The 26,065-nt window shown below is 57.7% G+C and carries 20 protein-coding genes; 12 read left to right on the plus strand and 8 right to left on the minus strand.

Features of this window, described 5'->3' with window-relative positions; genetic code table 11:
* The first annotated feature begins 64 nt into the window (after positions 1-64).
* The gene (locus tag BLW36_RS08865; RefSeq protein WP_091387405.1) at positions 65-676 is read left to right on the plus strand and encodes a class I SAM-dependent methyltransferase; all 612 of its coding nucleotides are present in this window, start codon (positions 65-67) and stop codon (positions 674-676) included.
* A gap of 342 nt (positions 677-1,018) precedes the next feature.
* Positions 1,019-1,681 carry a hypothetical protein gene (locus tag BLW36_RS08870; protein WP_091387407.1) on the plus strand — a complete coding sequence of 221 codons (663 nt, stop codon included), beginning with the start codon at positions 1,019-1,021 and terminating at the stop codon, positions 1,679-1,681.
* Positions 1,682-1,789: 108 nt separating this feature from the next.
* Here the strand turns inward: BLW36_RS08870 and BLW36_RS08875 are convergent, their stop codons facing one another.
* Entirely contained in the window at positions 1,790-3,277 is a 1,488-nt protein-coding gene (locus BLW36_RS08875) for a collagenase (RefSeq protein ID WP_244506201.1), read from the minus strand.
* 673 nt (positions 3,278-3,950) lie between these two features.
* On the opposite strand from BLW36_RS08875, the gene BLW36_RS08880 reads away from it, so the two are divergent.
* On the plus strand, positions 3,951-6,695 hold the full coding sequence (locus BLW36_RS08880; RefSeq protein ID WP_091387411.1) for a M1 family metallopeptidase: 2,745 nt from the start codon (positions 3,951-3,953) through the stop codon (positions 6,693-6,695).
* A gap of 47 nt (positions 6,696-6,742) precedes the next feature.
* On the opposite strand, the gene BLW36_RS08885 is transcribed toward BLW36_RS08880, so the two are convergent.
* The 3 genes from BLW36_RS08885 to BLW36_RS08895 form a co-directional block, all read right to left on the minus strand.
* Positions 6,743-8,368 (minus strand): tetratricopeptide repeat-containing sulfotransferase family protein, encoded by a 1,626-nt coding sequence (locus tag BLW36_RS08885; RefSeq protein WP_170833174.1) that lies wholly within the window; start codon positions 8,366-8,368, stop codon positions 6,743-6,745.
* A gap of 123 nt (positions 8,369-8,491) precedes the next feature.
* Entirely contained in the window at positions 8,492-10,909 is a 2,418-nt protein-coding gene (locus BLW36_RS08890; protein ID WP_091387415.1) for a TonB-dependent receptor, read from the minus strand.
* 151 nt (positions 10,910-11,060) lie between these two features.
* Entirely contained in the window at positions 11,061-11,915 is an 855-nt protein-coding gene (locus tag BLW36_RS08895) for a carbon-nitrogen hydrolase family protein (protein ID WP_091387417.1), read from the minus strand.
* Positions 11,916-12,219: 304 nt separating this feature from the next.
* On the opposite strand from BLW36_RS08895, the gene BLW36_RS08900 reads away from it, so the two are divergent.
* A complete protein-coding gene (locus BLW36_RS08900) occupies positions 12,220-13,467 on the plus strand; it encodes an MFS transporter (protein ID WP_091387418.1) in 1,248 nt (415 codons plus the stop codon).
* 174 nt (positions 13,468-13,641) lie between these two features.
* Here BLW36_RS08900 and BLW36_RS08905 read toward each other — a convergent pair whose 3' ends face one another.
* The 4 genes from BLW36_RS08905 to BLW36_RS08920 form a co-directional block, all read right to left on the minus strand.
* Complete coding sequence (locus BLW36_RS08905; RefSeq protein WP_091387420.1) at positions 13,642-15,453, minus strand: aminotransferase-like domain-containing protein; 1,812 nt, start codon at positions 15,451-15,453, stop codon at positions 13,642-13,644.
* A 135-nt stretch (positions 15,454-15,588) separates the two neighbouring features.
* Positions 15,589-16,179, minus strand: coding sequence for an HdeD family acid-resistance protein (locus BLW36_RS08910; RefSeq protein ID WP_091387422.1), 591 nt, complete (start codon positions 16,177-16,179; stop codon positions 15,589-15,591).
* Positions 16,180-16,388: 209 nt separating this feature from the next.
* Complete coding sequence (aptA, locus tag BLW36_RS08915) at positions 16,389-17,702, minus strand: omega-aminotransferase AptA (protein ID WP_091387424.1); 1,314 nt, start codon at positions 17,700-17,702, stop codon at positions 16,389-16,391.
* A 185-nt stretch (positions 17,703-17,887) separates the two neighbouring features.
* Entirely contained in the window at positions 17,888-19,333 is a 1,446-nt protein-coding gene (locus BLW36_RS08920) for an NAD-dependent succinate-semialdehyde dehydrogenase (protein ID WP_091387426.1), read from the minus strand.
* A gap of 151 nt (positions 19,334-19,484) precedes the next feature.
* Between BLW36_RS08920 and BLW36_RS08925 the strand changes: the two genes are divergently transcribed.
* The 8 genes from BLW36_RS08925 to BLW36_RS08950 all read left to right on the plus strand — a co-directional run bounded on the left by BLW36_RS08925 (position 19,485) and on the right by BLW36_RS08950 (position 26,044).
* Complete coding sequence (locus BLW36_RS08925) at positions 19,485-20,405, plus strand: LysR family transcriptional regulator (protein ID WP_091387428.1); 921 nt, start codon at positions 19,485-19,487, stop codon at positions 20,403-20,405.
* 169 nt (positions 20,406-20,574) lie between these two features.
* Positions 20,575-21,051: a hypothetical protein gene (locus tag BLW36_RS08930; RefSeq protein WP_091387430.1), complete on the plus strand. Its 477-nt coding sequence runs from the start codon at positions 20,575-20,577 to the stop codon at positions 21,049-21,051.
* Between the two features lie 139 nt (positions 21,052-21,190).
* Positions 21,191-21,703 carry a hypothetical protein gene (locus tag BLW36_RS08935; protein WP_091387431.1) on the plus strand — a complete coding sequence of 171 codons (513 nt, stop codon included), beginning with the start codon at positions 21,191-21,193 and terminating at the stop codon, positions 21,701-21,703.
* 659 nt (positions 21,704-22,362) lie between these two features.
* Complete coding sequence (locus BLW36_RS17130) at positions 22,363-22,677, plus strand: hypothetical protein (protein WP_139304846.1); 315 nt, start codon at positions 22,363-22,365, stop codon at positions 22,675-22,677.
* 65 nt (positions 22,678-22,742) lie between these two features.
* Positions 22,743-23,054, plus strand: a complete 312-nt coding sequence (locus tag BLW36_RS17135) for a hypothetical protein (protein ID WP_139304847.1) — start codon at positions 22,743-22,745, stop codon at positions 23,052-23,054.
* Between the two features lie 38 nt (positions 23,055-23,092).
* On the plus strand, positions 23,093-23,794 hold the full coding sequence (locus BLW36_RS08940; protein ID WP_211567171.1) for an FMN-binding negative transcriptional regulator: 702 nt from the start codon (positions 23,093-23,095) through the stop codon (positions 23,792-23,794).
* On the plus strand, positions 23,781-24,188 hold the full coding sequence (locus tag BLW36_RS08945) for a DUF2784 domain-containing protein (protein WP_091387433.1): 408 nt from the start codon (positions 23,781-23,783) through the stop codon (positions 24,186-24,188). The genes BLW36_RS08940 and BLW36_RS08945 overlap by 14 nt, the downstream gene beginning before the upstream one ends.
* A gap of 302 nt (positions 24,189-24,490) precedes the next feature.
* Positions 24,491-26,044 (plus strand): serine/threonine-protein kinase, encoded by a 1,554-nt coding sequence (locus BLW36_RS08950; protein ID WP_091387434.1) that lies wholly within the window; start codon positions 24,491-24,493, stop codon positions 26,042-26,044.
* Positions 26,045-26,065: the final 21 nt, after the last annotated feature.

The following is a 26,065-nucleotide window of genomic DNA, read 5'->3' on the forward strand; positions in this document are numbered from 1 at the left end:
GTGGAATTTTGCGAAAAAGCGGAATTACTGGTGAGCCGGCAAAAGGTACTTTGGAACATCGTTCATGAGCTTCTACGAAAATCACTGCTTACCCCATCTGATCAATTGCGCCTGCGGCCTCAAGGCATTCCGCAAACAGCGGCAGCTGGTGGTCCCGCAGGCCCGCGGCCGCGTGCTGGAGGTGGGGTTCGGCTCCGGCCTCAACCTGCCCTTTTACGATACCGATAAAGTGGAGTTTGTCTGGGGGCTGGAGCCCTCGGCGGGCATGCGCAGGCGTGCGCGCGACAATGTCCGCAAGTCGCCGCTCGAGGTTCGCTGGCTGGATCTGCCCAGCGAAGAGATACCACTGGAGGACGACAGTGTGGATACGGTATTGCTGACCTACACCCTGTGCACCATCCCTGACTGGCGCAGCGCACTGGCAGAGATGCGACGGGTGCTGAAGCCCGGTGGCGAGCTGGTCTTCAGCGAACACGGCCGTGCGCCGGATGCCAGTGTCCGCAAGTGGCAGGATCGCCTAAACCCCTACTGGCGCCGCGCATTCGGCGGCTGCAACCTGAACCGGCCGATTCCTGCACTTATCGAAAATAGCGGCTTCGATATTCAGTCACAGGATTCCGCTTACATATTGTCGCTCAAGCTGGCCGGCTTTAATTATTGGGGTGTAGCCTACTAGCAATTACAGCGTTCCGTCCCAGCCTCACCTAACTCATTTGCCGGTAATGGCCAGAATTCGCGTTTTCGCGTTAAGTACTGTTTAAGCTGACTGCAACTTTCTGTCGAACTATCGGATCACATCGGTGACGCAGTTCATCTATTGCTCTTCAATCTCAAGTGAGCCATTTATTACCCGCTTTACAACCCTGTAATTGGCTGTAATTGATTTTAACTATCACTTGCCGTTTGGCACATTTATAATTTTTCCCCCAGTCTGCAATGCAATAGCGATCTCAACGTTATTGAAAACGATAAGCACTGGATCTTGTTATCAATGATACGCTCTAGGGAAACGATAAAAATGATTAAGAAGCTCGCGCTATTCAGCCTCATTGTATTCATGGCAGGCTGCGCAGGAACCAAAACCATTCCGCTGTCAGCGGATACCGCACCGCTGATGGAAGGCCGCATGATGAGTGGGGCCTTTGCCGATGAAAAGCCGGGCTTCGCTGCAATGACCGCTGACAAAGCCATGTTCGGTGCGCTGGGTGCCGTGGCAATGATTTCAGCCGGCAACAAGATAATCGAAGAAAACGGTGTTGAAGATCCCGCGTCCTATATCTACGAATCACTGGCACCGGTGCTTGCCGAGCAGTATTCCTTGCGGCTGCTTGATGACAACAGTATCCGTACTTCCAGTGTCAAACCGGCTGACCTGGCTGACAATGTTAACGATGCGCGGCTACTGTTAGATGTTCGCACCATAGGCTGGAACATGGGTTACTTCCCAACCGTATGGAACAGGTATCGGGTTGGATATAGTGCGAAGCTGCGATTAATCGACACATCTACTCAAGAGGTACTGGCCGAATCTGTGTGCAGCAAGATGAGCACCGACGAAAGTGAAAGCGCTCCGACTTATGATGAACTTATGGCCGATCAGGCCGCGCTATTGAAATCACAGCTGTTGTCGGCCGCTGATCATTGCGTCAACGAGTTCAAAACCAATACCCTGATGCTTTGATCGACTATCGCGAGCTAGGCAGCGGCAGTCGCTATTTGATTTAGTTGCGCCAAGACCGACACAAAAAAGCCCCGGTCTCTCGACCGGGGCTTTTTTGGTTATTTGAACTTAACCCTCTTTTCGGGCCAGCGTCGTCCGCGCCTTGTCCGTCGATTTTTTCTGCCCCTGCATTTCCGCCAGCATTGCCTTCATCTGCTCGAATTCCTCTTCGCTTTCCAGCTCCAGCATCAGCGGCTGCGCGACATGGGCGAAGAATTCCGCATCCTGCTGTTCGTAGAGTTCCCGTGCCAGCCACTGGGCGATATGCACCTGTCGCGGTGCGCGCAGGTAGGCCTGCTCGAGCATTTCCACGTATTTTTCCCGCGGATAGTCGAGCATTTCCATCGACATCGCGAGTCCGTACCAGTGGGAGGCGGTGTCGGAATCGTTATTCACCAGAAATACGAACTGGTCGCGTACCTTTTTCAGCTCGTCACGGCTGCGCGCATCGCCCGGACGATTGACCTGGCGGTTAAGGCCGAGCCACGCATCTACATTCTTGTACCAGATCTCATCGCGGTATCGCGCCGGGATGCTCGCCAGCAGCTGCCCGGCACGCTCGAAGTTGCCGACATGGGTCTCCGCATCCGCCTGCACCGCAGTGAGTTTTGGGCTGTCGACGCCGGCGAGGTGGGCGTACTGCAGCAGATCCAGCAGTCCGTCGAGGTTGTAACCGGACATCACCAGGAAGTGGCCGATTTCTGCTACGGCAGTTCGCGGAGCGAGCTTGCTCACCACGGGACGGGCCTCGCGGAAGTCGGCCGGAATCGCACCGCCGACGAGGTTGAAGCTGCCCTTCTCAAACATGGCCTCGTACTTTTCCTCAATCTGCGCCAGGGACATGCCCAGCGACGTTTCGAGAGCCTTTACCGGGTCGGCGCCATTGTTGTACGCCTTCACGTAGTCCTTGAACTGCTCCACCTTGCCGCTTTCCATGATCAGCCAGTGCGCGAGCATCCAGCCGCTGGCGTATACCTGGGCCTTTTCGTCACCGGTCGTGTTAGAGACGGTAGCGCGCAACAGCTTCTCCAGTGGCATCTGGCTGGCAAAGATCAGGGTCATCGCCCGCTCTTCCGGAATGGCACCCAACTGGTAGCCGCCGTTCTGGGTAAAGGTCATCGTCGACATGAACTCGGCAAAGCCTTCGCTGTACCAATAGGGGTAGTGCGTGGTGTTGCCGTTGTAGCTCAGGAAGTGGGTGTACTCGTGGAACAGGAACTCACGGGCGCGCAGCTGGCGCTTGCCATTGCGACCGTCCAGGTTTACCAGGGCGTAGCTGCCCTGCGCGGTTGTGTCGAACAGGCCGTTGGTCATTTCCGCCAGCTCTTCGCCCACCAGGCCGGCATAGCTCTTGCGGTCGGCGGCGGCGTAAATAGTGAGCTTCTGGCTATCCTGCGGGGCGTCGAGCAGCTGCAACGCCACGGCGCGATAGCGCTCCAGATCGGCGGCGAGGGTCTTCACCGCCGCGGGGTCGCCATTGGTGACGATGCGGAAGTTGTCACTCTCTACCTGGTACCAGGTCTCTTCACCCAGGTTTGCCTTACAGCCTGAGAGCACAAAACCGAAAAAAATTACCAATACTGCGAGTGTGCGAGGAAACATAGTTCTAGCCACTAGGTTGTCTCTTCTGAGGCCCTCCATGGCGGAACAAGGAAGCCCACACACTACCGGTTTTTATTGATCAAAAAAAGAACAATTTTAGACCAGAACCGAAGATTCGCCTGTTTTTCTGAGACTGAAAAGTCCGTAAAAGTCAGCTATTGCGGGCGCTGCAGATTGATGCTCGGCGCGCCAATGACCGATACCGACCTCTCAGTTTCGATTTCGTGCCCATCGATGGCGACTCGGCAGCCCGTATATTCACAATTATGACTACATGAGAGATAGCAGTCATAAAAATAATGAATATTCGGTTGAGAGAGAAAACGATGAAGAGGTCACCGTTACTGGCGCTGCTCGATAGCAATGACGACCATATCTGGGCCACGTGATGACACTGGCCATCGACACCGAGGGGCTGATTTACCATATGCCGGCGGATACCAATTACAAACAGGCCAGAACCCAGGGACTACCAGACTGGATGCCGGCCTGCGCCGGCATGACGACAGAGATATCGCCGGTGCAAGATCTGTCCATCCAAGGCACTGCCGCCTTTCGGCAATCCCCACCCCGAACCGCTACAATGGCGCCTTTGCCGAATTCCCATTTCCCGAAAATAAGAGAAGCTATGAAGAAGAGCATATTGCACTGCCTGCTGGCCGTGCCGCTGCTGGCACTGGTTGCGTGCGGCCCGGCAGAGAAGGCGCCCGGCGAGGCCGAACAAAGAGCTACCGCAGCGGCGACGGCCGAACAGGCGGCACCGCGAGACGATGCCGGTGCGACCGCCGAGGCACCTAACGGCCGCCTGCCGGAAGGTGTGCGCCCGCAGGCATACCGCCTCGACCTGCTGCTCGACCCGCGCCGTGACGAATTCTCCGGCAGCGTGGAGATCGATATCCAGATGGCCAACAGTGCCGATCATATCTGGCTGCACGGCAAGGACATCGAAGTCAGCGATATCCACGCCACACTCGCCGAAGGCAAAACCGTGCCGGCCGAATATAAGGAAGTGCTGGACAGCGGTGTAGCCAGAGTCAGCTTCGCCGAGCAGCTGCCCGCCGGCACCTTCACCCTGCACATCGACTACAGCGCGGCATTCGATCGCAATCTGGCCGGCCTGTTCAAGGTGGAAGAACAGGGCAATGCCTACGCGCTGGCCAAATCCGAATCCATCCAGGCGCGCAAGTACCTGCCGGGCTTCGACGAGCCGGGCCTGAAGGCACCCTTCGATATCAGCCTGACCGTGCCCGAGGGTTACGCGGCCATCAGTAACGGTGCGGAGCTGAAGCGGGAGCCAGCCGGCGATGGTCTGGAAAAGGTCACCTTCGCCACCACGCTGCCGATGCCGACCTACCTGCTGTCCCTTTCCACCGGACCTTTCGATGTGGTCGAGCGCGCGGCCATTCCGCCGAACAAATACCGCTCCGAGCCGATCCCGCTGCGCGGCTTCGCGCGCAAGGGCCGCGGCGGGGACATGAATTACATTCTCGATATCACCCCGCGCATGGTGGAAATTTTCGAGACCCAGCTGCAGCGCCCCTATCCGTTCAAGAAACTGGATATCGTCGCCGCACCCCAGTGGCCCAGCGGCGCCACCGAACTGTCCGCGGCGATCACCTACCGCGAACAGCGCATTCTGGTTGGCGACAAGCCGGCGCCTGGCGCACGCCTGGCGCTGGTCGAGGTGCATGCGCACGAACTCGCCCATATGTGGTTCGGCAACCTGGTCACGCCGCCCTGGTGGGACGACCTGTGGTTGAAAGAGGGCTTCGCCACCTGGGGGGAGCCGCTGGTACTGACTATCTTCGAGCCGCAGGAGGGTCACGACCTGAATGCCGCTACCTACGCGATCCGCGCGATGCAGCTGGATTCCCTCGCCAGTACCCGCGCCATTCGCGAACCGGTTAGCGACAACAACAATATCCGCAACGCCTACGACGCAATTACCTATTCCAAGAGTCTCGGCGTCATCAATATGGTGGATCAGTATTTCGGCGCGGAGCGTTTCCGCCCGGCGCTGGGTCGCTATATTGAGACCTTCGCTGGCGGCGTTGCCGACTCCCCGGCTTTTTACAAAGTGATCGGCGAGGAGACCAACACCCCGGAACTTACGGAAACCTTCCGCAGCTTTGTCGAGCAGAAGGGTGTGCCGCAACTGGATCTGGTGGTGGATTGCAGCGAGCAAGGCGCGGCCAAACTGCTGGTGCGCCAGAGCCGCTATAAGCCGCTGGGTTCGCCAATCGTCGATGCAGACCAGCACTGGAGTATTCCGTTCTGCTTCAGCACCGGTAACGACGTGCAACAGTGCCAGATGCTGACCAGTGTGGAACAGGAAGTGGCCATCGACGGTGGTGCCTGCCCCAGCTGGGTGATGCCCAATGCGCAGGGTAGCGGTTACTACCGTTGGAGCGTTGCGGAAGAGCAGTGGCAGGCGCTGATCGAGCGCTTCGCCAAGTTCTCGCCCACCGAGCAGCTGTCGATTATCGACAGTGCCTTTGCCGCTTTCGAAGCCGGCAAGCTGCCGGAGTCCGCACTGCTGGACGTGGTGGAGCAGTCGGCCAAGGCGGACCAGCGCCAGGTGGTGACCGCGCCGCTGCGCTACCTGCAGAAGTACGGGCAGAACTATCTGTCGGACAAAGACCAGCAGGCCTTCCTCAACTTCGTCCAGAACCTGTATCAGCCGGTGCTGAACGAAACCGTAGACAGCCCCGACAGCGACGAGCAGTTGCTACACAGTGAACTGCTGAGCTTTATGGCGCTGGTGGCTGGCGACAAGGATGCGCGCAAGACGCTGCAGGACAAGGCGCTCGCCTTTACCGGCTTCAAGCGGGCTCGGGATGAAGAGGCGCTGGATTCCGACCTGTATGAGGCCGCACTGAGCGTGGCGGTACAGGATGCCGGCGACGACTTCCTCGATCACCTGATCAAGGTGCGCGCCGAACTGGACGATCCGCGTTTCGAAAATGCCAGCGCCAGCGCGATCGGCGCCAGCAACAAGCCTAACCAGCTGCAGAAGATTCACGAGCTGGCGCTCAGCGAGGCGATGGGGTCTCGCGAAGCCTTCGGCCTGATCCAGCGCGGCCTGGCTGAGCCGGCGGTGCAGGATCAGCACTGGCAGTGGTTGCAGCAGAACTTCCCGCAGGTGGTCGACAAGATCCCGGCACAGATTCGCCGCCACACGCCGTCTTTCGCCCGCGCCTTCTGCAGCGAGGAGAAGCTCGGCGAATTGCAGAAGTTGTTCAAACAGCACGGCAAGCTGACCGCCGGTTATCAGCGCAGCCTGGCGCAGACGGAAGAGCAGATCCAGCTGTGTATGGCGCTGAAGGATAAGGGAGAGGCACTGGTCCAGTCCCTGCCGCAATCGGCGAATTAACCCCCCCCTCTCCATGGTGTGATCGCGGCCCCTGGCCGCGATCACTGTTACTCGATCTCTATCCCGCCCTGTTGCAGGATCTCGGCCAGCGGCTGTAACTGCTCGCGATAGTTTTTCCACTTGCCGACAGATGATCGGTAGACCGGCTGGCGCACCTGAGCGGCGCTGGCGGTCGCCGTGCCCTGCTTGTCCTGGCGGTGGAAATCCAGTACCGACTCCGTCCACGTCAACCCACAGTAATCGAACAGCCGGCGGCTCTCGCCTGCGAGATCTTCCACCAGCCGCTCATAGTGCAGATCGAAAATGGCATCTGGCAATGAGCGCTGCCAGTGATCCATCAAGCGGCGATAGCCGAGGTAATACCGCCCCAGTTCGGACTGGTCGTAGGAAAACGGGTAGGCGTTACGGAACTGGGTTTTCAGAATCGCGTAGCAGCTGTCCATCGCATTGCGGCGCAGATGCACAATGCGCGCCCGCGGCAGCGCCAGCCGGATCAAACCGATGTAGAGATAGTTCATCGGGTTTTTGTCGATGATCACGCGGGCATTTTCGCTGCCGGGCCGGCTGCGCAACTCCCGTTGATAGCGACGCCCCAGCTTGGCAAAGTCCACCTGCCGCGATCGCCGCACGAAATCTGCCGGCGCAGAGACCGCCATTGCCTCCGCGCCCCCTGACTGAACCATAGCAGTTAGTTCCCGAGCAAAGGTGCCGGGTTCTCCGGCAGAGAAAACACCGTCTGCGGCACAGAGGATACGGTCCACCAACGTCGTTCCGGTTCGCGGCATTCCCAGAATAAAAATAATGCCCTCGCCGCGCTCGCTATCCAGATGGGCAGCGCGCGTCTTCCGACAGCGCTGCATAAACTCCTCGCTGTAGGCGGCCGCAATCTCCGCCAGTCGCTGCAGGTCCTGCTCGACACTGTAGCGAATACCACTGCGCCGCAGGCTGCAGGCCGCGGTGAGCGCGGCGAAACTGTTGCCGTAATCGCGCAGGTCTTCAAATTCCTTGGCCAGTGCAAATTTCAACTGGCTGGCACCGAGGGCGGGAAGATTTGGCTGCGTGGATACCCGCTGCAGTTCGGCGATATGGTTGCGCTCCGCGGTCTGCCGGCGCAGATCGGAGCGATTCCTGTAGGCTTCGAAGTCGTCTGGACGCATGGCGATCAGCTGGTCGTACTGTGCTTCGGCTCGTGCCAGATCGCCCATCGCCCGGTTCGCTGCGGCGCAATTGAATAGCAGCTGTGGATTGTCCGGCGACAGTTTCAGCGCGCGTTCGAACAGCTCCCTGGATTCCCCGTGGGCTTCGCACAGTGAATAAAGATAAGCGGCCTGGCTGAGCGGCTGCACATGTTCGATATCCGCCAGTGGCAACTGATCCAGTTGTTGCCGCGCCTCGCCGTGCCGCCCTGCGCGCAGCAGCATCTCGGCAAGGTGCAAACAGACACTGACCCACCTGCTGCTGTGCGCATCGGCAGACTGTTGGGCCCGGAACAGACACTCGATGGCGCGATCCAGCTGTCCCTGGGCGGCATTACTGTCCGCCAGCAGCCGCCAGCCATTTGTCAGCTGCGGATCCAGCTGCAGCGCCTGCTCGGCCGCTGCTATGGCCTGGGTGAATTGCTTGCGCTGAAAAAAACTCAACGCGGATCGGTAAAGCTCGTTTGCGTCACTCACGATAGGGCCGATACTTTTATTCTTCTCGCAGCCAGCATACCAGTGTCGCGCTGTTGCCACGACAATTTCAGCAGATACAAAAAAGCCGGCCACGAGGGCCGGCAGAATAGCAACAATGCTAAGTCAGAAGCTGTAGCTTCCGGAGAGACCAATGGTTCGGGGCAGACTGATATAGTCCTTGGAGGCGTTGCCGAGGAAATTCTCACTCGGATCAGTACCCATGTGACGCTCGGTAATCAGACCGGTTACACCATCCTCATTGAACAGGTTCTTGATAAACAGCGTGGCGACCCACTTGTCCGCTACCAGAGAAGTGTTGGCACCCCAGAGCTGGAAGGCATCGACCTCTGCCGCAGTCAGACCGCTGCCGATGGCATTCTCAGAGTCGGACTGATAGTAGCCGTTGAGGCGGGACACCCAGTCGATACCGTCGCTGAAGCTCGCCGTGTAGTCCATAGCCACGGAGAAGGTGTTTTCTGCGGTACTCGGCAGGCGCTCCCCTTCTTCGGCAATGGTCACCCCGGTGGGGGTCACGAAGTCTGCGGTCAGCTCGGCGTCCACGAGGGTATAGCCCATGGTGTAGTGCAGGCTATCGGTGAGGTTACCCTCCATTTCAAACTCGATACCCTGCACGCGGGCAGAGTCGCCGTTCATCGCCGCGAAGAAGCCCCAGTTCGGTGTGGCGGTGTTGAGCTGCGGATCTTTCCAGTCGGTATAGAAGACGGACACCGTGTAGCGGAACGCATCGGTGGAGCCCTTCAGACCGAATTCATAGTTCAGCACCGAATCTGAGTCGTAGCGCAGATAGCCGGGATCTTCGGCGTAGAAGCCGATCGTCGGCACCGCATTGGCACCGCCGCGGCGATAGCCTTCGGAAACAGTCGCGTAGCTCATCAGGCTGTTGGAAATATCCCAGGACAGGTTGCCCTTGAACAGCGTATCGCTTTCCTTGGTTTCGAAAGATGCGTCGCCGTTGCCCAGCGTCGGCCAGATCGGTAGCGACAGCTGTGACTCGTTGACGAGTTCGTTTTTGAAGCTGCGCATGCCCAGCGTCAAGCGCAGCGTATCGGTGAAGTTGATGGTTGCCTCGCCGAACACCGCCTTGTCGACAAAGTTCTGGTTGCGGCGGAAATAGAAATCCTGATCCTGCACGTCGGCGGCCCAGCCGGTCCAGGTGTCCGCCAACGAGGTGGCCGGATCCCATGGAGTGGGCGTAACGGCCATCCAGTCGGCCCAGCCGGGCATGGTGCTGTTCTGGCCAGCCTTGGAGTCCTGGTCCATGTAGTAGAAACCGAGAATCCAATCGATCTTCGCATCGGTGGCGTTGGAGACCAGGCGAATTTCCTGTACCAGCGCGGAGTCGTCGTAGAAGCGCTCGGCGCGCGCAACCGGACGCGGTGTGCCGTAATAGAGCCCTTCGAACCAGTCCATGGTGGCGTAGAAGCCGGAATTATCGCTGATAGCGGTACCGCTGTGGCTGTAGTCGGCCGTACTCGAAGTCAGCGTGGCGAAGCCCATATCCACTTCGACTTCCAGCGACGTCAGATCGACTTCACGCTCGGACGGTTCCAGGATCACGGCGCCATTCTCGTAGTCGTCGTAAGCCTGCTCGGTGCCGCTCACCCAGTTGGTGCCCCTGGTCACCTGGCGACGGCCACCGATATCGTCTTCCTGCTGCTGGTATGACAGCTGGATACTGGCATTGTCCGTCGGTTCGAACAGTATCGAAGCACGGCTGTAGGTGATATCAACAGTGTCCGCGTCCTCGACGCTGCGGAATACCGGCCCGCCGTTGGCGATATCGCCACCCGCGGCCAGCGGCGCGCCGCTGGCATCCAGCTTGTAGACGTTGGCGTAATCGACGATACCGTCGTTATCGATCTTGCCGATATTCGCGCGGAACGCGACCTTGTCACCGATCGGCAGATTCACCAGCGCATCGGTATTGAGGTTGTAGCCATTGGAACCTTCGGTCTGGCTGAAACTGGTGCCGACCTTGGCCGCGAATTCACCGATCTGCGGCTTGTTCATGATGTAGCGCACGGTACCGGCGAGGGAGCCGGAGCCATACAGGGTGCCCTGGGGTCCGCGTAGCACTTCCACCCGCTCGATATCCTTCAGCACGAAATTCGCGTACAGCGGTGTATCGTCGATGTAGGTGGCCACGGTACCGATGGCCGACAGGGGTACGTCACCGTTGGCACCGGTGTCGATGTTCATACCGCGGATCACGACACCATTGACGGTACCGGAGTTGCGGTAGCCACGATCCACCACTGTCAGGCCGGCGATACTGCGCATCATTTCAGCCGCATCGGTAACCTGCGAGGCCTCCAGCTCATCGCCGGCAACAGCAGAAATGTTGTAGGGAATATCCTGTACGCTCTGGGCGCGGCGTGTGGCGGTAACAATCACTTCTTCCAGCGTAGCCTCCTGCGCAAGCGAGACTTGCGGCATGGAAAGCAGTGTGCCGGCAGATACTGCAGCGACGGCCGTTGCCAGTGTTTTCTTGCTGAACCCCTGCTTGCTTTGCTCTTTCATGCTCCCTCTACCTTTCTCTTATTTTGTGGCCATACCGCGCCGGATAGTATTGTTGCTGATAAACATGCTACGCGCCCACTCGCTAAAACCTAGCGCCAGATTGCGCGCAGTGACTGGTCCAGTTGCGGTCGAATCGCACCTACTCCGGCGCCTACTCAGGCACCTTCAACGGACCGAGTTCCTCGTACGCCGACGACACCGCACCCGGCTCGTATTGCGGATACTGAACCCGCGTATCGCGGAAACTTTTCAGAATCTGCCCGAGACCTTTTATGCCCCGCTCACGCGCCTGTCGGACCCTATCCAGATCGACTTCGAAGGCAATGACCTCTTCGTCGGTCGCTGCCTCGTGGATGATTTCACCCTCCGGGCCGACGATGATTGAGCGGCCCACACCCTGCGGCCCGGCCGAATTCACATCGACGACGTAACACTGGTTGGTGACCGCACTGGCGTGCACTATGGCCAGCTCGTCCTGACGGTCGATGGTATCGGTCTTGGTGGGATGGATGATGACTTCCGCACCCAGCCAGGTGAGCGCGCGCGTGGTTTCAGGAAACCACATGTCAAAACAGATCGATACGCCGAAACGACCGACCTCCGGCACGTCAAATACCAGGAACTGATCGCCGCCAGTCACGCCTTTTTCGTAAGGGAGGAACGGATAAATCTTGCGATAGCGGCCGACGACCTCGCCGTCGGGATTGATCACCGGAGTGGTATTGAACACGGCGCTGCCGCACTTTTCGTACATGGAACCGGGAACCAGCCAGATACCCAGCTCGCGCGCGCTGCGGCAGAAGGCCTGCTCCTCCGCCGACGGCAGCTCGCGGGCATGCTGTACGCCGACACCGCGCAGGGCCAGTTCACTCAGCACAATCATCTTCACCCAGGGGAAGCGCAGCTTGGTTTTCTGGATGCGCTCCAGCAGCAGTTCCAGATTGTCGGCCTCCGCCAGCTTCAGCTGCAGCGCAGCGATACCGAAATGTTTGCTCTTATTGTTCATCGCCAGACAGTTCCTGCTTGTCGGTGCCGCGGTGGCGGCTTGTATCTGGCTTTATCTTGGAGGATTAACCCGGCCGGCAATAGGGCCAGATTTTGTGTTGTGATGAGTCCAATCGCCAGAACTGGCCCAAAATGGCCGAGGCTGCGGGTTTGGCTCCATAGCCGACCGACATCTGGCCCTATATTCTCACCGGTAATGGGTTAGCGTTGCTCCAGGGACCATTTAAACTGATCTTACGGTATCCGTCCGGCGCAGACGGGCTGGTGCCAGATAATAACCAGGGCAACGCCCACGCGGAGCATCTATGAGCGATAACGCAGAAAGTCTGGTAAGTCAGCCACTCGGCGACCGCGAAGTATTGAAAAACATTTCCGGCTTTTTTCCCCATGCCGCGCCGCAAAGCTGGGCCGCCAGCCTGCTGCTCGCCTTTCTTTCTTCCGCCGGCCTCTATTACGTCAATATTTTTCCGGTCATCGTCGATTCGCTGATGGCCGGTGCCGGCCTCACCGCCGCGCAGGCCGGGGAAATCACCTTCGCCAACACCATCGGTGCGGTAATCGGTGCCTTTACCGTGTCGCTGTTCGTGAAAAAGATTCCGCAGTGGAAGCTGGCCGCCTTTGCGCTGCTGATCTGCTCTATCGGCATGGATGTGCTGACCATTTTTCTCGCCAACCTGGAACTGCTGGTTCCACTGCGCCTGGTGCACGGCATACTCGGTGGCGCACTGGTGGGACTGGGCTTTGCGGTGATTGCGCGCAGCGGCATCGCCGGCCGCGCCTACAGTATGGTGCTGCTGGTGCAGTACACCGGCGGCGCCATCGGCATGCTGGTGTTGCCGGGGCTCGTCACCAAGTTCGGCACCTATGTGCCCTTCTACGCGCTGATCACGTTCAGCCTGGCGACGCTGGCAATGCTGCCATTTCTGGCCGACTATCCGCTGCCCACCAAACAGCAAGAACAGAGGGTGCCGCTAAACCCGAAGGTGGCCATGGGGCCGATGCTGATCACCCTGCTAGCGCTGTTCTGTTTCCAGTTCGCCAATATGGCCCTGTTCGCATTCATCTTTGACCTGGGTAAGTCCTTCGGCCTGGAGCTCTCATTTATCAGCAAGACGCTCTTCTGGGCCAACCTGATCGCCATCAGCGGTGCGGCGCTCGCCGCCTATACCGGTCAGCGCTTTACGCTGACCGTGCCGCTGACCGTTGCCCTGTTGATAACACTGGGCGGACTGGCGCTATTCATGTTCAGCCGCCTGCAGCCGGTCTTTATTCTCGCCAACGTCGTGACCGGTATTACCTGGGCTTTCTGCGTGCCCTACCTGCTGACCATGGCTTCGAAATTTGATGCGGCCGGGCAGATGGGCGCATTCGGTGGCTTTGCCTCGAAGATGGGGCTGGCCTGCGGGCCACTCGTTGCCGGCTACTTTATTTCCGCCGGCGGCAGCTATACGCAACTGGTCGTCATCGCCTGCGGCATGCTGGCGTTCTGCCTGCTGGCAGTGCCATCCGCGGCGAAAATCGACCAGCGCGAACATCAGGCAGCCCTCGGCTGAGCAAATTCCTGTTTAGCGCGCGGTTATATTTCGACACCAGACGCCGTGCGCACAGTTTTTCGTCAGCCTGAAGCTGTACCGGGGTAGTACCGGAACAGGTGCACCACAACACAGGGCTCCGTACCGCCGGGCTAGATTGCGCGGCCTCGAATCACGTAGTGGTCCCCTGAAAAACTATTCGCTTTCCCTGGCGAGAATCCCGGTATCGATCAGTTGGCCGGTTTCGCTGAACCACTTGATACGGTGGCCGTCGATCACCACGTGGAAGCTCGCCTTGCGTCCGTAAGACCAGTTGCGCCACTGGCGCACCCACATATCCCCCTGCAGCCACCAGCGGCCGGTGTCGGTTTCATCCACGTCCACATCGTTGCGCGCGTAGCCGAACATGGTGCCGTCGGCCATTACCTGCACGCGGTAGGATTCGCCCAGCGCATTGGTGCCGAGCAGTACCGCGCCGGGGAATTCCGCCTGCAGGTCGGCGGCACTGAGTCGACGGCCGGTGGCGTTTTGCAGCGTCTCCTCCGACTGCGAGACCTCGCCATTGATCAGCTGCGCCAGAATGGCGATTCCGGCCTCGATCCGGTCAGCCTCGATCGCGGCAAAGCCGATTCGCAGCGCGTTGTACTCGCGCGCCACTTCCAACAGCAAGCCCTGCTGCTCCGCCTGCTTCTGCAACTGCTCGGCGCTGAGGGTCTGCGGCAGTTCCAGCCAACAGGCCGTGCCGCAACTGGCGCGGCGCACCTGCAGTTTCGGCAGGTGGTGCATCAGCGCCTCGCCCAGGGCCACCCAGCGTTCGCGCAACTGCTGCGTGATACGGAAACTGGCCGCATCGTGGTGGCCGGAGGCAATGAATTTCGCCAGCAGGCGCTGATTGATCGCCGGCACGCGTTCACGCAGGTTGTAGCGCAGCGCGCGCAGCCGCTGAATCACCGGCTTGGGCGCGACCACGAACGCCAGCTGCATGCCGGGGTCGATGACTTTCGGAAACTGGTAGAGATAGATCACCGATTCGCCACCGCCGAGGCTCTTCAGCGGCGGCAGCGGTGTACTGTGATAGCAGAATTCGTGATCGCAATCGTTTTCGATAATCACCGCACCCTGCTCATTCGCCAGTTTCAGCAGCTGGCGACGGCGCTCGAGACTGGTGGTCACCGCCGTGGGGTTGTGGGCGTTCGGTTGCAAGAACCAACAGTCGCCGCGCCGGATCTCGGCGCCGGTCATCGGGCCATCGCTATCCTGCGGCAGGGACTGCAGTGCAACGCCGGTGCGGCGAAAGATCTCTTCGGTCTCATTGCAGGCCGGCAGTACCATACCCAGGGTGCGGCTGCTGCCCAGCAGTAACTGCCCGAGCAGATAACAGGCCTGCTGCAATCCACTGGCGAGCAGGATCTGGCCGGGTTCCACATAGATGCCCCGGCGCGGCAGCAACCGTGTGCAGATCTGTTCCACCAGCTGGCGGTCGTCCTCGTTACCGCCCAGCGTGGCCCACTGCGCAACCTCGCGACCGGCGTAGATATCCCGGGTGCACTCGCGCCACTCCGCGCCCGGAAACAGGCGCGGGTCGTATTCATTGCTGACAAACGGATAGGGGTACTGCAACCAGTTGGCCGGGCGCACCCGCAAGGCGCGTCGACTGACGGACACCGGATTGCAGTGCTCGCGCCAGAAAGCGCGATCCGGTTCACTGGCGACGCTGTCGGGCACGGCTTCCGCGTGGCTGATGATGCCTTGTTGCTGCACGGCATCACTGACATAGAAACCACTGCGTTCGCGGGTTACGAGGAAACTGTCATCGACGAGTTGCTGATAGGCGAGCACCACGGTATTGCGCGCAACGCCGAGCTGCTCCGCCATACGTCGGGAGGAAGGCATCTTGTGGCCGGCGGGAATGCTGCCGGACAAAATACCCTGAATGATTTTTTCCCGTATCTGCGCCTGCAGACTTTTGTCCGCCTGCGGATCCAGAACGATCAGCGATTCCGCCATGCTCAGGCCGTACTTATGCGCCGCCGACTGGGCGACTGTTATTGTGCTGTTATTGCGTTTTATTTTTTAGTAGCAGGAATAATGCCCCTGTCGCCCCACGCAAATCAAGCACGGGCGACAGGAGTCGCTGCCTTGCTACTGGCCGGTCCTGCTCTGTTTGCGCAGGCGAAAGGCCAGCCAGATCATCGGCAAGCCGAACAGTATCGCGTAGATACCGATCAGCCATATCAGGGCCAGGGCGCCAGCGCCGGGGTTCGCCAGTATGGCAATGCCGAAAATCATCGACAGCAGGCCAACGGCCATCAACAGCCATTCACTGCTGATTTCCTTGCGCAAATGGAAGGCGCCAATGATTTCAAACGCTCCGCGCACCAACGCCCAGGCGCCAATAAAAATTACCAGCACCAACGCGGTGACCTGCGGATAGGCAAAGGTGGCTATGCCGGCGGCAACACTGATCAATCCGGCGAGTATCAGCCACCACAGCGGCGTGGATTTATGTCGGCCCAGCACCGCGGCTATCAGCGCGAGGAAACCGTCCAGAAGTGCATAGGCACCGAACAGAACGACCAACGCGAGCAGCGACAGCCCCGGCCAGATAAAACACAGTACGCCGAAGATGACGGCGGCTACACCGCGCAGCAGCAGCAGCCACCAGTTTTCTGACAGCACCTGCAGTATCGGCCGGGTTGCCAGCGTAGGCTCCAGATTGGGATCGGTAGGCATGGATGCGGCCCCTGTCTGAGCTAAACAAAGGCCTATTGAAGTGTCGTCACCCAAAAAATCCAAGTTTTTTGGAAAAACGTTCTCCTGTGACAGGAGCGCCGCAACAACAAAAAACGGCCCATGACCGCAACCACCCAGTCGACTCTGCAACGACTGTGGTCGCGACCACGGGCCGCTTCATCAAAGTATAGTTGTCGAATACCGCGCCGTCAGGCCAGCGAGCCGATCACACCGCGCAGCTTGTCGACAATCGCATCGATCTCGTGCGCCTCGATAATCAGGGGCGGTGACATGCACAGCGCATCGCCGATACCGCGCGCCATCACCCCGGCATCCCAAGCCATGCCAGAAACCTTGCCGCCGAAGCGACCCTTCAGGTTCTCCGGTGCGCGCAGCTCGATGGCACCGACCAGGCCGTAGTTGCGCACGTCGATGACGTTGTCCAGGTCCGCGAGGCTGTGCAGCGCGTTTTCCCAGTGCTTGCCGATATCGCCGGCGGCACGGGTCAGCAGACCTTCGCGCTCGTAGATATCCAGCGTCGCCATACCCGCGGCACAGGCCACCGGGTGTGCGGAATAGGTGTAGCCGTGGTAGAACTCCACCGCACCTTCGATCGCCGCATCCATCACGGTCTTGTAGATTTCGTCTTTCACGAACACCGCGCCCAGTGGCACCGCCGCGTTGGTGATGCCCTTGGCGGAAGTCATCAGGTCCGGAGTCACGTCCCACTCGATGGAGGCGAACGCGGAACCGGTGCGGCCCCAGCCGGAAATCACTTCGTCGAAAATCAGCAGCAGGTCGTGCTTGTCACAGATCTCGCGCAGGCGCTTCAGGTAGCCTTTCGGCGGCAGGATCACACCGCCGGCACCGGCGAACGGCTCGACGATCACCGCGGCAATCTGGTCGGCGCCGTGGAAAGCCACCAGGCGCTCCAGGTCTTCCGCCAGTTCCACACCGTGTTCCGGCAGTCCGCGGCTGAAGGCGTTGCGCTCGATATCCAGCGTGTGGCGCATGTGGTTGGACTTCAGCGGCTGGCCGAAAGTCTGGTAGTTGGGCGCGATACCGCCGACGGAGATACCGCCGAAGTTCACCCCGTGGTAACCCTTCTCGCGGCCGATAAACATCGCCTTGGTGCCCTTGCCGCGCGCATGCTGGTATTGCAGTGCGATCTTCAGCGCACTCTCCACCGCCTCGGAGCCGGAGTTGCCGAAGAACACATGGTTCAGGCCGTCCGGAGTATGCTTCACCAGGCGCTCAGCGTACTCGAAGCTCAGCTCGTGGCCGAAGTTGAAGATGGAGCTGTAATCCAGTTTTTTCGCCTGCTGGTGAATCGCCTCGGCAATTTCCGCGCGGCAGTGGCCAGCGTTGCTGCACCAGAGACCGGCGGTGGCGTCAATAATCTGGCGGCCGCCCTTTTCGGTCAGGTAGATACCCTCGGCACTCTCGACAATCCGCGGCGCGGACTTGAAGGTGCGGTTCGGGGTAAACGGCATCCAGAAAGCTTCGGTTTGTAATTCGGACATGATTTATGCTCCGCGATTTCCCTGTGTATTCAGTAAGTTTTTGTCGTCTGGCGAGCATAAAGCCCGCCGATAATTCTTCAGCCTCTCTATCGTCATCCCGGACTCGATCCGGGATCCAGCGCAGTTAGCTAAACCGTGCCGCGATCTCTGGATACCGGCATGCGCCGGTATGATGACTGCGCTTGTCAGGCGCCGAAACAGCAGTATTTTGTTTCGTAAAACTCTGCCATACCCTCGACGCCGCCCTCGCGGCCGATGCCGGATTCCTTGCTACCGCCGAACGGCGCCACTGCGGTGGAGAATACGCCGGTGTTGCAGGCAACCATACCGTACTCCAGCGCTTCCACCACACGGTTAGCTCGGCGGATATTCTCGCTCATCACATAGGCGGCGAGACCGTAAGGGGTGTCATTGCCGCGGCGAATCACATCGTCCTCGTCACTGAACTTCTGCACCGGCGCCAGCGGGCCAAAGATCTCCTCTCGGGCGATGCGCATTTCATCGGTGACACCGGTAATCAGTGTAGGCGCATAGTAGTTTTCGCCATTCGGCAGAAAATCGCCACCCAGTTCCACCTTGGCGCCGGCCGCGATCGCGTCCTGCACCAGATCATTGACGCGCTCGGCGGCGCGGCGATGAATCAGCGGGCCGACACTGACGCCCTCATCGCAGCCGTGGCCGATCTTCATCTCGGCAACTTCCGCGCGCAGTTTCTGCACGAATTCATCGTGTACCGCTTCGTGCACATAGATGCGGTTGGTGGACACGCAGGTCTGGCCGGCATTGCGGAACTTGGTCGCCACACAGGCGGCTACTGCCGTATCCAGGTCAGCGTCGTCGAACACGATAAAGGGCGCATTGCCCCCCAGCTCCATGGACATCTTCTTCACGGTGGTGGCGCACTGCGCCATCAGCAATTTGCCCACCGCGGTGGAGCCGGTAAAGGTGAACTTGGCGACCCGCTCGTCCTGGGTCAAGACCTGGCCGATACCCGGGGCGTCGGATCCCACCACGATATTGATGGTGCCCTTCGGCAACCCTGCCTCCTCGGCCAGCTGGCACAGTGCCAGTGCGGACAGCGGCGTTTCCACCGCCGGCTTGATCACCACGGTGCAGCCGGCCGCCAGCGCCGGCGCCGCCTTGCGGGTGATCATCGCGTTGGGGAAGTTCCACGGGGTGACACAGGTCACCACGCCCACCGGCTGGCGGATGGTGTTCAGGCGCATCGCCGGGTTGTGGGTCGGGATCGTCTGGCCGTAGGCGCGGCGACACTCCTCGGCGAACCACTCGATGAAGGAGGCGCCATAGGCGATCTCGCCCTTCGCCTCCGCCAGCGGCTTGCCCTGCTCCAGGGTCAGGATGCGCGCCAGGTCGTCGGCGTTGTCCATGACCAGCTGGTACCAGCGCTTCAGCACCGCGGCGCGCTCGGCGGCGGTCTTGCTCTTCCAGGCCGGGAAGGCGGCGCTGGCGGCGGCTACCGCCGCTTCGGCGTCGGCCGCACTGCCGTCGGCCACCTGGGCCAGCAGCTCACCGCTGGCCGGGTCGCGCACGTCGATGGTGGACACGCCGTCACGCCATTCGCCGTCGATATAGTTCTGAAGCTTCAACAAATTCGGGTTGGCCAGTTGCACCGCGAACCTCCTTGCAGTTATTGGTCTTTACAGCCGTTGGCGCGATTCTGGCGTGAACCGGAAGCCGCGAATAGTAGTATTTCTGCAACTAAAATTTACCTTTATCAAACTTTGGCCTAAGCTGGCGCTTTCGAGTCCGGGAGCAAGGGTGATGAGCAAGACCAAGAGCGCGCTGGCCGGCCGACTGAGCGATATGGACCTGCGCCTGCTGCGGGTCTTCCGCGAGGTTGTGCGCGCGGGCGGGCTGGCGCCGGCGGAGGTGGCACTAAATATCAGCCGCTCCACCATCAGCGTGCACCTGTCCGACCTGGAGGCGCGCCTCGGTATGCAGCTGTGCCTGCGTTCCCGCGGCCGCGCCGACTTCAAGCTCACGCCGGAAGGCGAGGCGCTGTTCCAGGCCATCAACGAGCTGGACGGCCACCTCGCAGCCTTCAAGAGTCAGGTCAACGCCATCCAGTCACAACTCACCGGTAGCCTGCGCATCGTACTGCCGGACGACGTACTGGAAATACCGCAGCTGGACCTGCCCGCGACCCTGGCCGGCATCCGTGAGCGCGCGCCACAGCTGCAGCTGGACGTGCAGCTGGCGGCACCGCAGGAACTGGAGCTGGAGATCCTCGCCGGCCGCGCCGACGTGGGTATCAACCCGCTCCACTCGCGCCGGCCGGGCCTCGACTACCAGCCGCTGTTCCACCACCAGTCACTGCTTTACTGCGCCCGCTCCCATATATGCGCCACTGAGGCGGAGGTGAGTGAGGAATTGCTAACCGAGCAGGAACTGGCCGCCCCCAGCCACGCAGTCCTCTCAGGCGCCGCCCACCTGTACCGGCTGTTCCCGCGCAAATCCACCGCCAACCATATGGCCGCGCGGTTGGCGATGATCCTGTCCGGGCGCTTTGTCGGCTTCCTGCCGGAGTACCTGGCGGAGCGGCATGTACAGAGCGGCGAACTGGTGGCGCTGCACCCGGAACGCTTTCGCTACCAGATCCAGAACGCGGCCACGTTCAAGCGCAGCGCCGCGGAGCACCCGGCAGTGCGGCTATTTTTGGAATCGCTGGTGATCGAAAGCTGATCCGCGCTCCGGAACCGGCTTGAACGGCCCTGATGCGAAACACCTAGCCAATACGGGCGTGGCTATATCTGGACATTTATGGCTATATATGAACGCAAATGGTCACATTTACCCATAAGGCTATATATGACCATGACTATGAATAAAACTGTTAACTGACGAGGTAAAAATGAGATTCTCCGCGATCCTTCTTCTATTATTTAGCTCCTTCGCAATTGCAGAATCCGGTAGCGATGAAAGAGCGGCTTTATCAAAACCATTTTTTGACAAGCTTGAAAATCAGTCTTTTGATGGGTTAGCAACGCTGGTTTACAAAGATAGTAAGTACGTTTCAAAAGATGCTTTGAAACAAAACGACAGTAAATTTCTTGCGACATTCAGCTTGCTAGGAGAATACATTGAAAAGCAGCTATTGGTAGATCTTCCGGTAGGTAACCGTTGGGTTCACCAAACTTATCTTCTAATTTTCGATAGACAGCCAGTCTTGTTAAAAATCGATTTTTATAAGCCGCGTAATGAGTGGACAATTCAAGAAGTAGTATGGGAAGCGGATTTTGATGATCTGGTTGCCGAGCATGCAAAATTTAAAATCTTTATGGATGAAACTATGCGAGATATCGAGCTTAAAAAACGTAAAGTTGAGTAGATGTGCAGTTAACAAAGCAATGCAGCCGACGTCTTACTTTGTGCACTTTGTGCACGTTTTGCACGGTCGCTGCGCTCCTATTGTCGTGCAAAAAGCACACAACGTAAGCCGCGGCTGATTGCGGCGTTAGAGCAGTACCATGAAAAAAATCTTGTATTTATCGCTGAATATAGTCGCACTCCTAGGAATATTTATCTTTGTTGATAATTGGTATTCTGAAAAAATAGAAATGACTACTGAAATATGCCGCGTTCAAAGCAGAGACCTACTGGATGAAGTGGTGGAATCAGGGGTTCGCCCTGCATTTAGTGCGATCAACAATCTAGAGTTACTTCATAGTAGTGGAGAGGCTAGGTTAATCCGCGCTTTTGATTTTCAAATTGACGCAGCAGTCGCTCAAGTCCCCAGTTATAAAAATCTCGATATATCGGAATCTAAGCAGGAAAGTCTTAATACGCTTTTGTATCGTGCAAAAAAATTGAGAATGGATTATCCAAGTACTGCTGTAGATTCAGAGTATTTCCTAGAAGCGGACAAGGTTTTAAGCGAAGTTGAGCTGGAAGAAGTCAAACCGAAATCCAAGGAGAGTATTAGAAAACGCTTGGAGAAGTTGCGAGAAGAAGTGAAAGATCGGAAAGCGCAAGCGCTCTAACAATGCAATGCAGCCGACGTCTTACTTTGTGCACTTTTCGCACGGTCGCTGCGCTCCCATTTTCGTGCAAAAAGCACACAAAGCAAGCCGCGGCTGATTGCGGCGTTACGCTTCTATGGAAATTCGATGAAGTATCTAGCTCTAATCCTATTTTTTGTGCTGGTAGGTTGCGCTTCCCCCAAGAAAAATAGTTCACCGAGGGACGAAGCTAAAGAACAGCAGTTTTTAACTAAGGCGGCATCATATTTTTGCTACGGGAATCGGAATTTTTTGCCATGCATTAATAATGAGGTTGATCTTGAGTCGCCTTCATGCATGGAGTATGTAGTTAGCAACTCAAAGATATGCGCAGAAAAGCACATATACGGTGCTAATCTATCTGACCCATCCGCAGTCGACGATGTCGGTGTTGCATATACACAGTGCTCCATGCTTGAGATGCTAGAGTCGGAAGGCAAAACCTACAATGAATTTGAGCAGTGTTTTAAGAGTAATTACAGTGAGTCTAATGTACATCAAAAACTTAACAACTAGCTGCCCCGGAAAAAATACTCGCTGCGCCCGCATCTTTCCGGTGAGTTCGGCATTAGGCTAATCGAGAGATGTGGTACAAGCGATACGGATTCAAACACCCTTCGAGCAATAATGGGATTGGCTGCATGGGTGCCGCGCTATCCGTAATTGTTGTGTTTTCTGCTGCATTTGCTGTTTCTTTACTACTTAAGAATTCTTGGTTTCTTTGGCTTGGCGTTCCAATTACCTTTGTCGGCTTCTGGATCGCTGAAAATAAATTCCAAAATGACGGGAACCTCATAAAAAGAAGGCGCTTCGAGTATCATGTATCAAAAGCCAATCGATATATTGAAGCCGGTAAAGTATCAAAAGCAAAAGAGTCCGTGAGAAGAGCCAAAATTTATGGAGAGTTGCCCCCGGAACTTATGGAGTTTGATCGTAACCAAGGCGGCCAAGTTTAGCCTAACAATCACAGGCAGCATACTCCAGGTAATTTTCGCTCCGCGGCAGGGCATTAGAAATCAACATGAAGAAACACAGAAAAATTATTCGCGCACTGGCCGTATTTATAACCACATTTTATGTGCTTGTAGTTACAGGAGCTTCAGGGAATCAGGATTACCTTTCAAGAGTATTGATCCATAAGATAACTTCAATTTTTCCCGCCGCTGCTGGACACATTGAATATGCAATCTATGGTGCAATACTGCCTCTGGCAATCCTATGGGTTGCGGTACTGCGAATTACTCATTTGAGCGAAGAAGAAAAGGAAATTGAGTACCTAAAACGTAGCCATGAGAACAAAAAACCTAGCAAGGCCAGACTCAGCCCCCGCTAAAAACGCAACTCAAAATCACTTCGACACATGCCATATTGGTGGCATTTGAAGTCAGGGACATGATGTACACACCAAAGAAATTCAACCAAACAGATATGGGGGAAATGAAAGGTCTAATAATCGACTACCCCCTTGCAACTCTGGTGACTTATTCGAATTCCGGATTGGATGCACACCATATCCCTCTCCACCTTTGTGAGAGGGAGGGAAAGATTATCCTCCAGGGACATATAGCCAAAGCAAACCCTCTCTGGAGGGAAGTAGATGATGGGTCAAATGTGCTGGCAGTCTTCAACGGACCGAACTGTTATATCTCGCCAAATCACTATCCGACGAAAAGCGAGACCGGCAAAGCCGTGCCCACCTGGAACTATGTCTCGGTACACGCAAAAGGGATATTGAGTTTCATTCATGATGAAAAGTGGATATATGAGGTTATTGATAGACTAACGATTCAACATGAAGGGACAAGTGAAGGCGCGTGGTCAATATCTGATGCGCCAGAGTCATACATTGAAAAAATGCTACCAGCAATCGTTGGCTTGGAAGTAGAGGTTACTTCCCTGAGTGGCCAATGGAAGTTGAGTCAAAATCAGCCTGAACGAAATAGGCACGGCGTTATAGCCGGGCTATCTGCATCAAATGATACGGACAAACTGAAAGTCAGTGAGCTGGTTGAGACAGCCTCATCCGAGGGCGCGGTTGATTACAGTGACAGGCGATACGATGACATCAGCTGAACTCTATCTTCTGGCGGCGGATACAATCCTATTCAGCCACGTGCTGTTTGTCGCCTTCGTACTCTTTGGCCTGGCTTTCATCCTGATCGGCAAGCTGCGCGCCTGGACCTGGGTGCGCAACCGCTGGTTCCGCCTGGCGCACCTCGCCTGCATTGGCGTGGTGGTGCTGCAGGCCTGGCTCGGTGCCATCTGCCCGCTCACCATCTGGGAAATGGCGCTACGGCAACGGGCTGGCGATGCGGTTTATTCCGGCTCCTTCATAGCGCACTGGCTGGAAACCATTCTGTATTACCGCGCGCCCGACTGGGTGTTTGTAACCTGCTATACGGTATTCGGGGTACTGGTTGTGGCCACTTGGTTCTGGGTGCCGCCGCGGCCATTTTCCAAACGTTGACTTTCCCGCCGCGCCGCTTGCGCCGCAAATGACTGACGCGCCTTTGTTCTGATATGACATCCAGGCGTTTGTAATGTAGAGCGCGGTCGTCTATCTACTTTGTCGGACCTTGATATGGCCTCTATGCAGTAGCCAGTTCACACCGAGCAGTTCCGCGAACTGCCTGTATGTCGTTTCCGAGTTTTTGCACGCATCAGGCCAGCAACAATAAAACCTGATGCGCTGAATCAAGTGCCCGCGTGCGCCCGGCAACTCACTTTACCCGTTGCCGGTTACGAAGACTTCGAGCAATTCAGGCGTATATGAATTCTTTCGATATTCGCATACCCGGATACACCATTCATTCCGCTGTCGGTCATGGCGGTATGGCCTCCGTGTACCTCGCCACCCAGGATTCGCTGAACCGCAAGGTGGCGATAAAGGTTCTACGGAATAGCAGCGAGGCGGGAATTGGCGAGCGCTTTATCAACGAGGCGCGCTATATCGCCGGACTCAACAGCCCCCACGTCATCACAATCTACGACATCTCCCAACTGGAGAGTGGGGATTACTACATCGCCATGGAGTTTGTCGGCGGCGGTGACGTGACGGAGAACTTGGCGCGGCTGAGCACGCCTAGAGATATTCTGGCTATGATCCGCCAGGTAGCACTGGCGCTCGCAGTCGTGCACGACAACGGAATTATTCACCGCGATGTGAAACCGACCAACATCCTGTTTCGCAAGGACGGCACGGCAGTTCTGACGGATTTCGGTATCGCCAAAGACGTCGACAGTGACTCAGACCTAACCCAGGCCGGGTTCAGCCTGGGCAGCCCTGCTTATAGCAGTCCGGAACAGGCGCAGTGCCTGCCCATCGATGTAACAACGGACATCTACAGCCTGGGTGTGGTGTTGCTGGAGTTATTAGTCGGCCAAAACCCCTTCAAGGGCGACAGCCATACCAGTACTGCAGTCAACCATATCCAGCAGCCGGTGCCTGCGCTACCGGCCGAATTCACATACCTGGCGCCGCTGATCAACCGGATGCTGGCGAAGCTCCCGGGCGAGCGCTACCAGTCCTGCCGCGAGATGATTGCAGACATAGAGAAAATACTGGAAATGGACGATGAGCGTGGCGGCGAACTTTCATCACCGCGTCCGAGCGCCCTGTCTCGATTACCCGGCTGGATAAAGGGCGGACTCGCCACGCTGGCCACCAGTGCGGCCCTGCTGGCAGTTTATTTCGGTATTTTTTACCAAAGTGAAACCGAGCGGGAGATCGAGCGGCTGCTGGGCCAGGCAGACCTGCGTATGCAGGCCGGCCACTATCTGGCGCCGGCGGGTGACAATGCCCGCGATTTCTATCGGCAGGTGCTGGCGCTGGACAGTACCAACCTCAATGCCGCTCTGGGCGTGAAGACTGCAGAACAAAGACAGCTGGACGCATACCTGACACAGGGCGCACAGGCTTTGCAACGTGGCAGACTGCAACGACCGGAAGGGGAAAACGCTCTACACTACTTCCGTCAGGCACTGCAAATCGACGCCGCCAACGCGCGGGCCCATGCCGGTATCGCGCAGGTGATCGACGAGTATATCCGCCTGGCACGCGCAGAGATTATCGACAGCGACTACCGCGGCGCCCACTACTATGTGGACAGTGGACTCAGCATCGCCCCACAAAATGAAGTACTGCTATCACTCAGCACCGAACTGAAGCAGAAGCGGGAACAGCGCCAGGCACAATTGCAAAAAGCGCAACAGCAGAAGCCGCAGCAACAAGTGACACAGAAACCAAAAGAGAAGTCGCGTACCGTAAGGACCGTTATCCGCAATGTGCTCGACAAGTTTCGCGATACGATAAGCGGCGACTGAGCCGGCGGCATCCCATGCCCG

Origin of the sequence: Microbulbifer marinus, from assembly GCF_900107725.1 — a bacterium.
In the GTDB taxonomy this organism is placed as follows: domain Bacteria; phylum Pseudomonadota; class Gammaproteobacteria; order Pseudomonadales; family Cellvibrionaceae; genus Microbulbifer; species Microbulbifer marinus.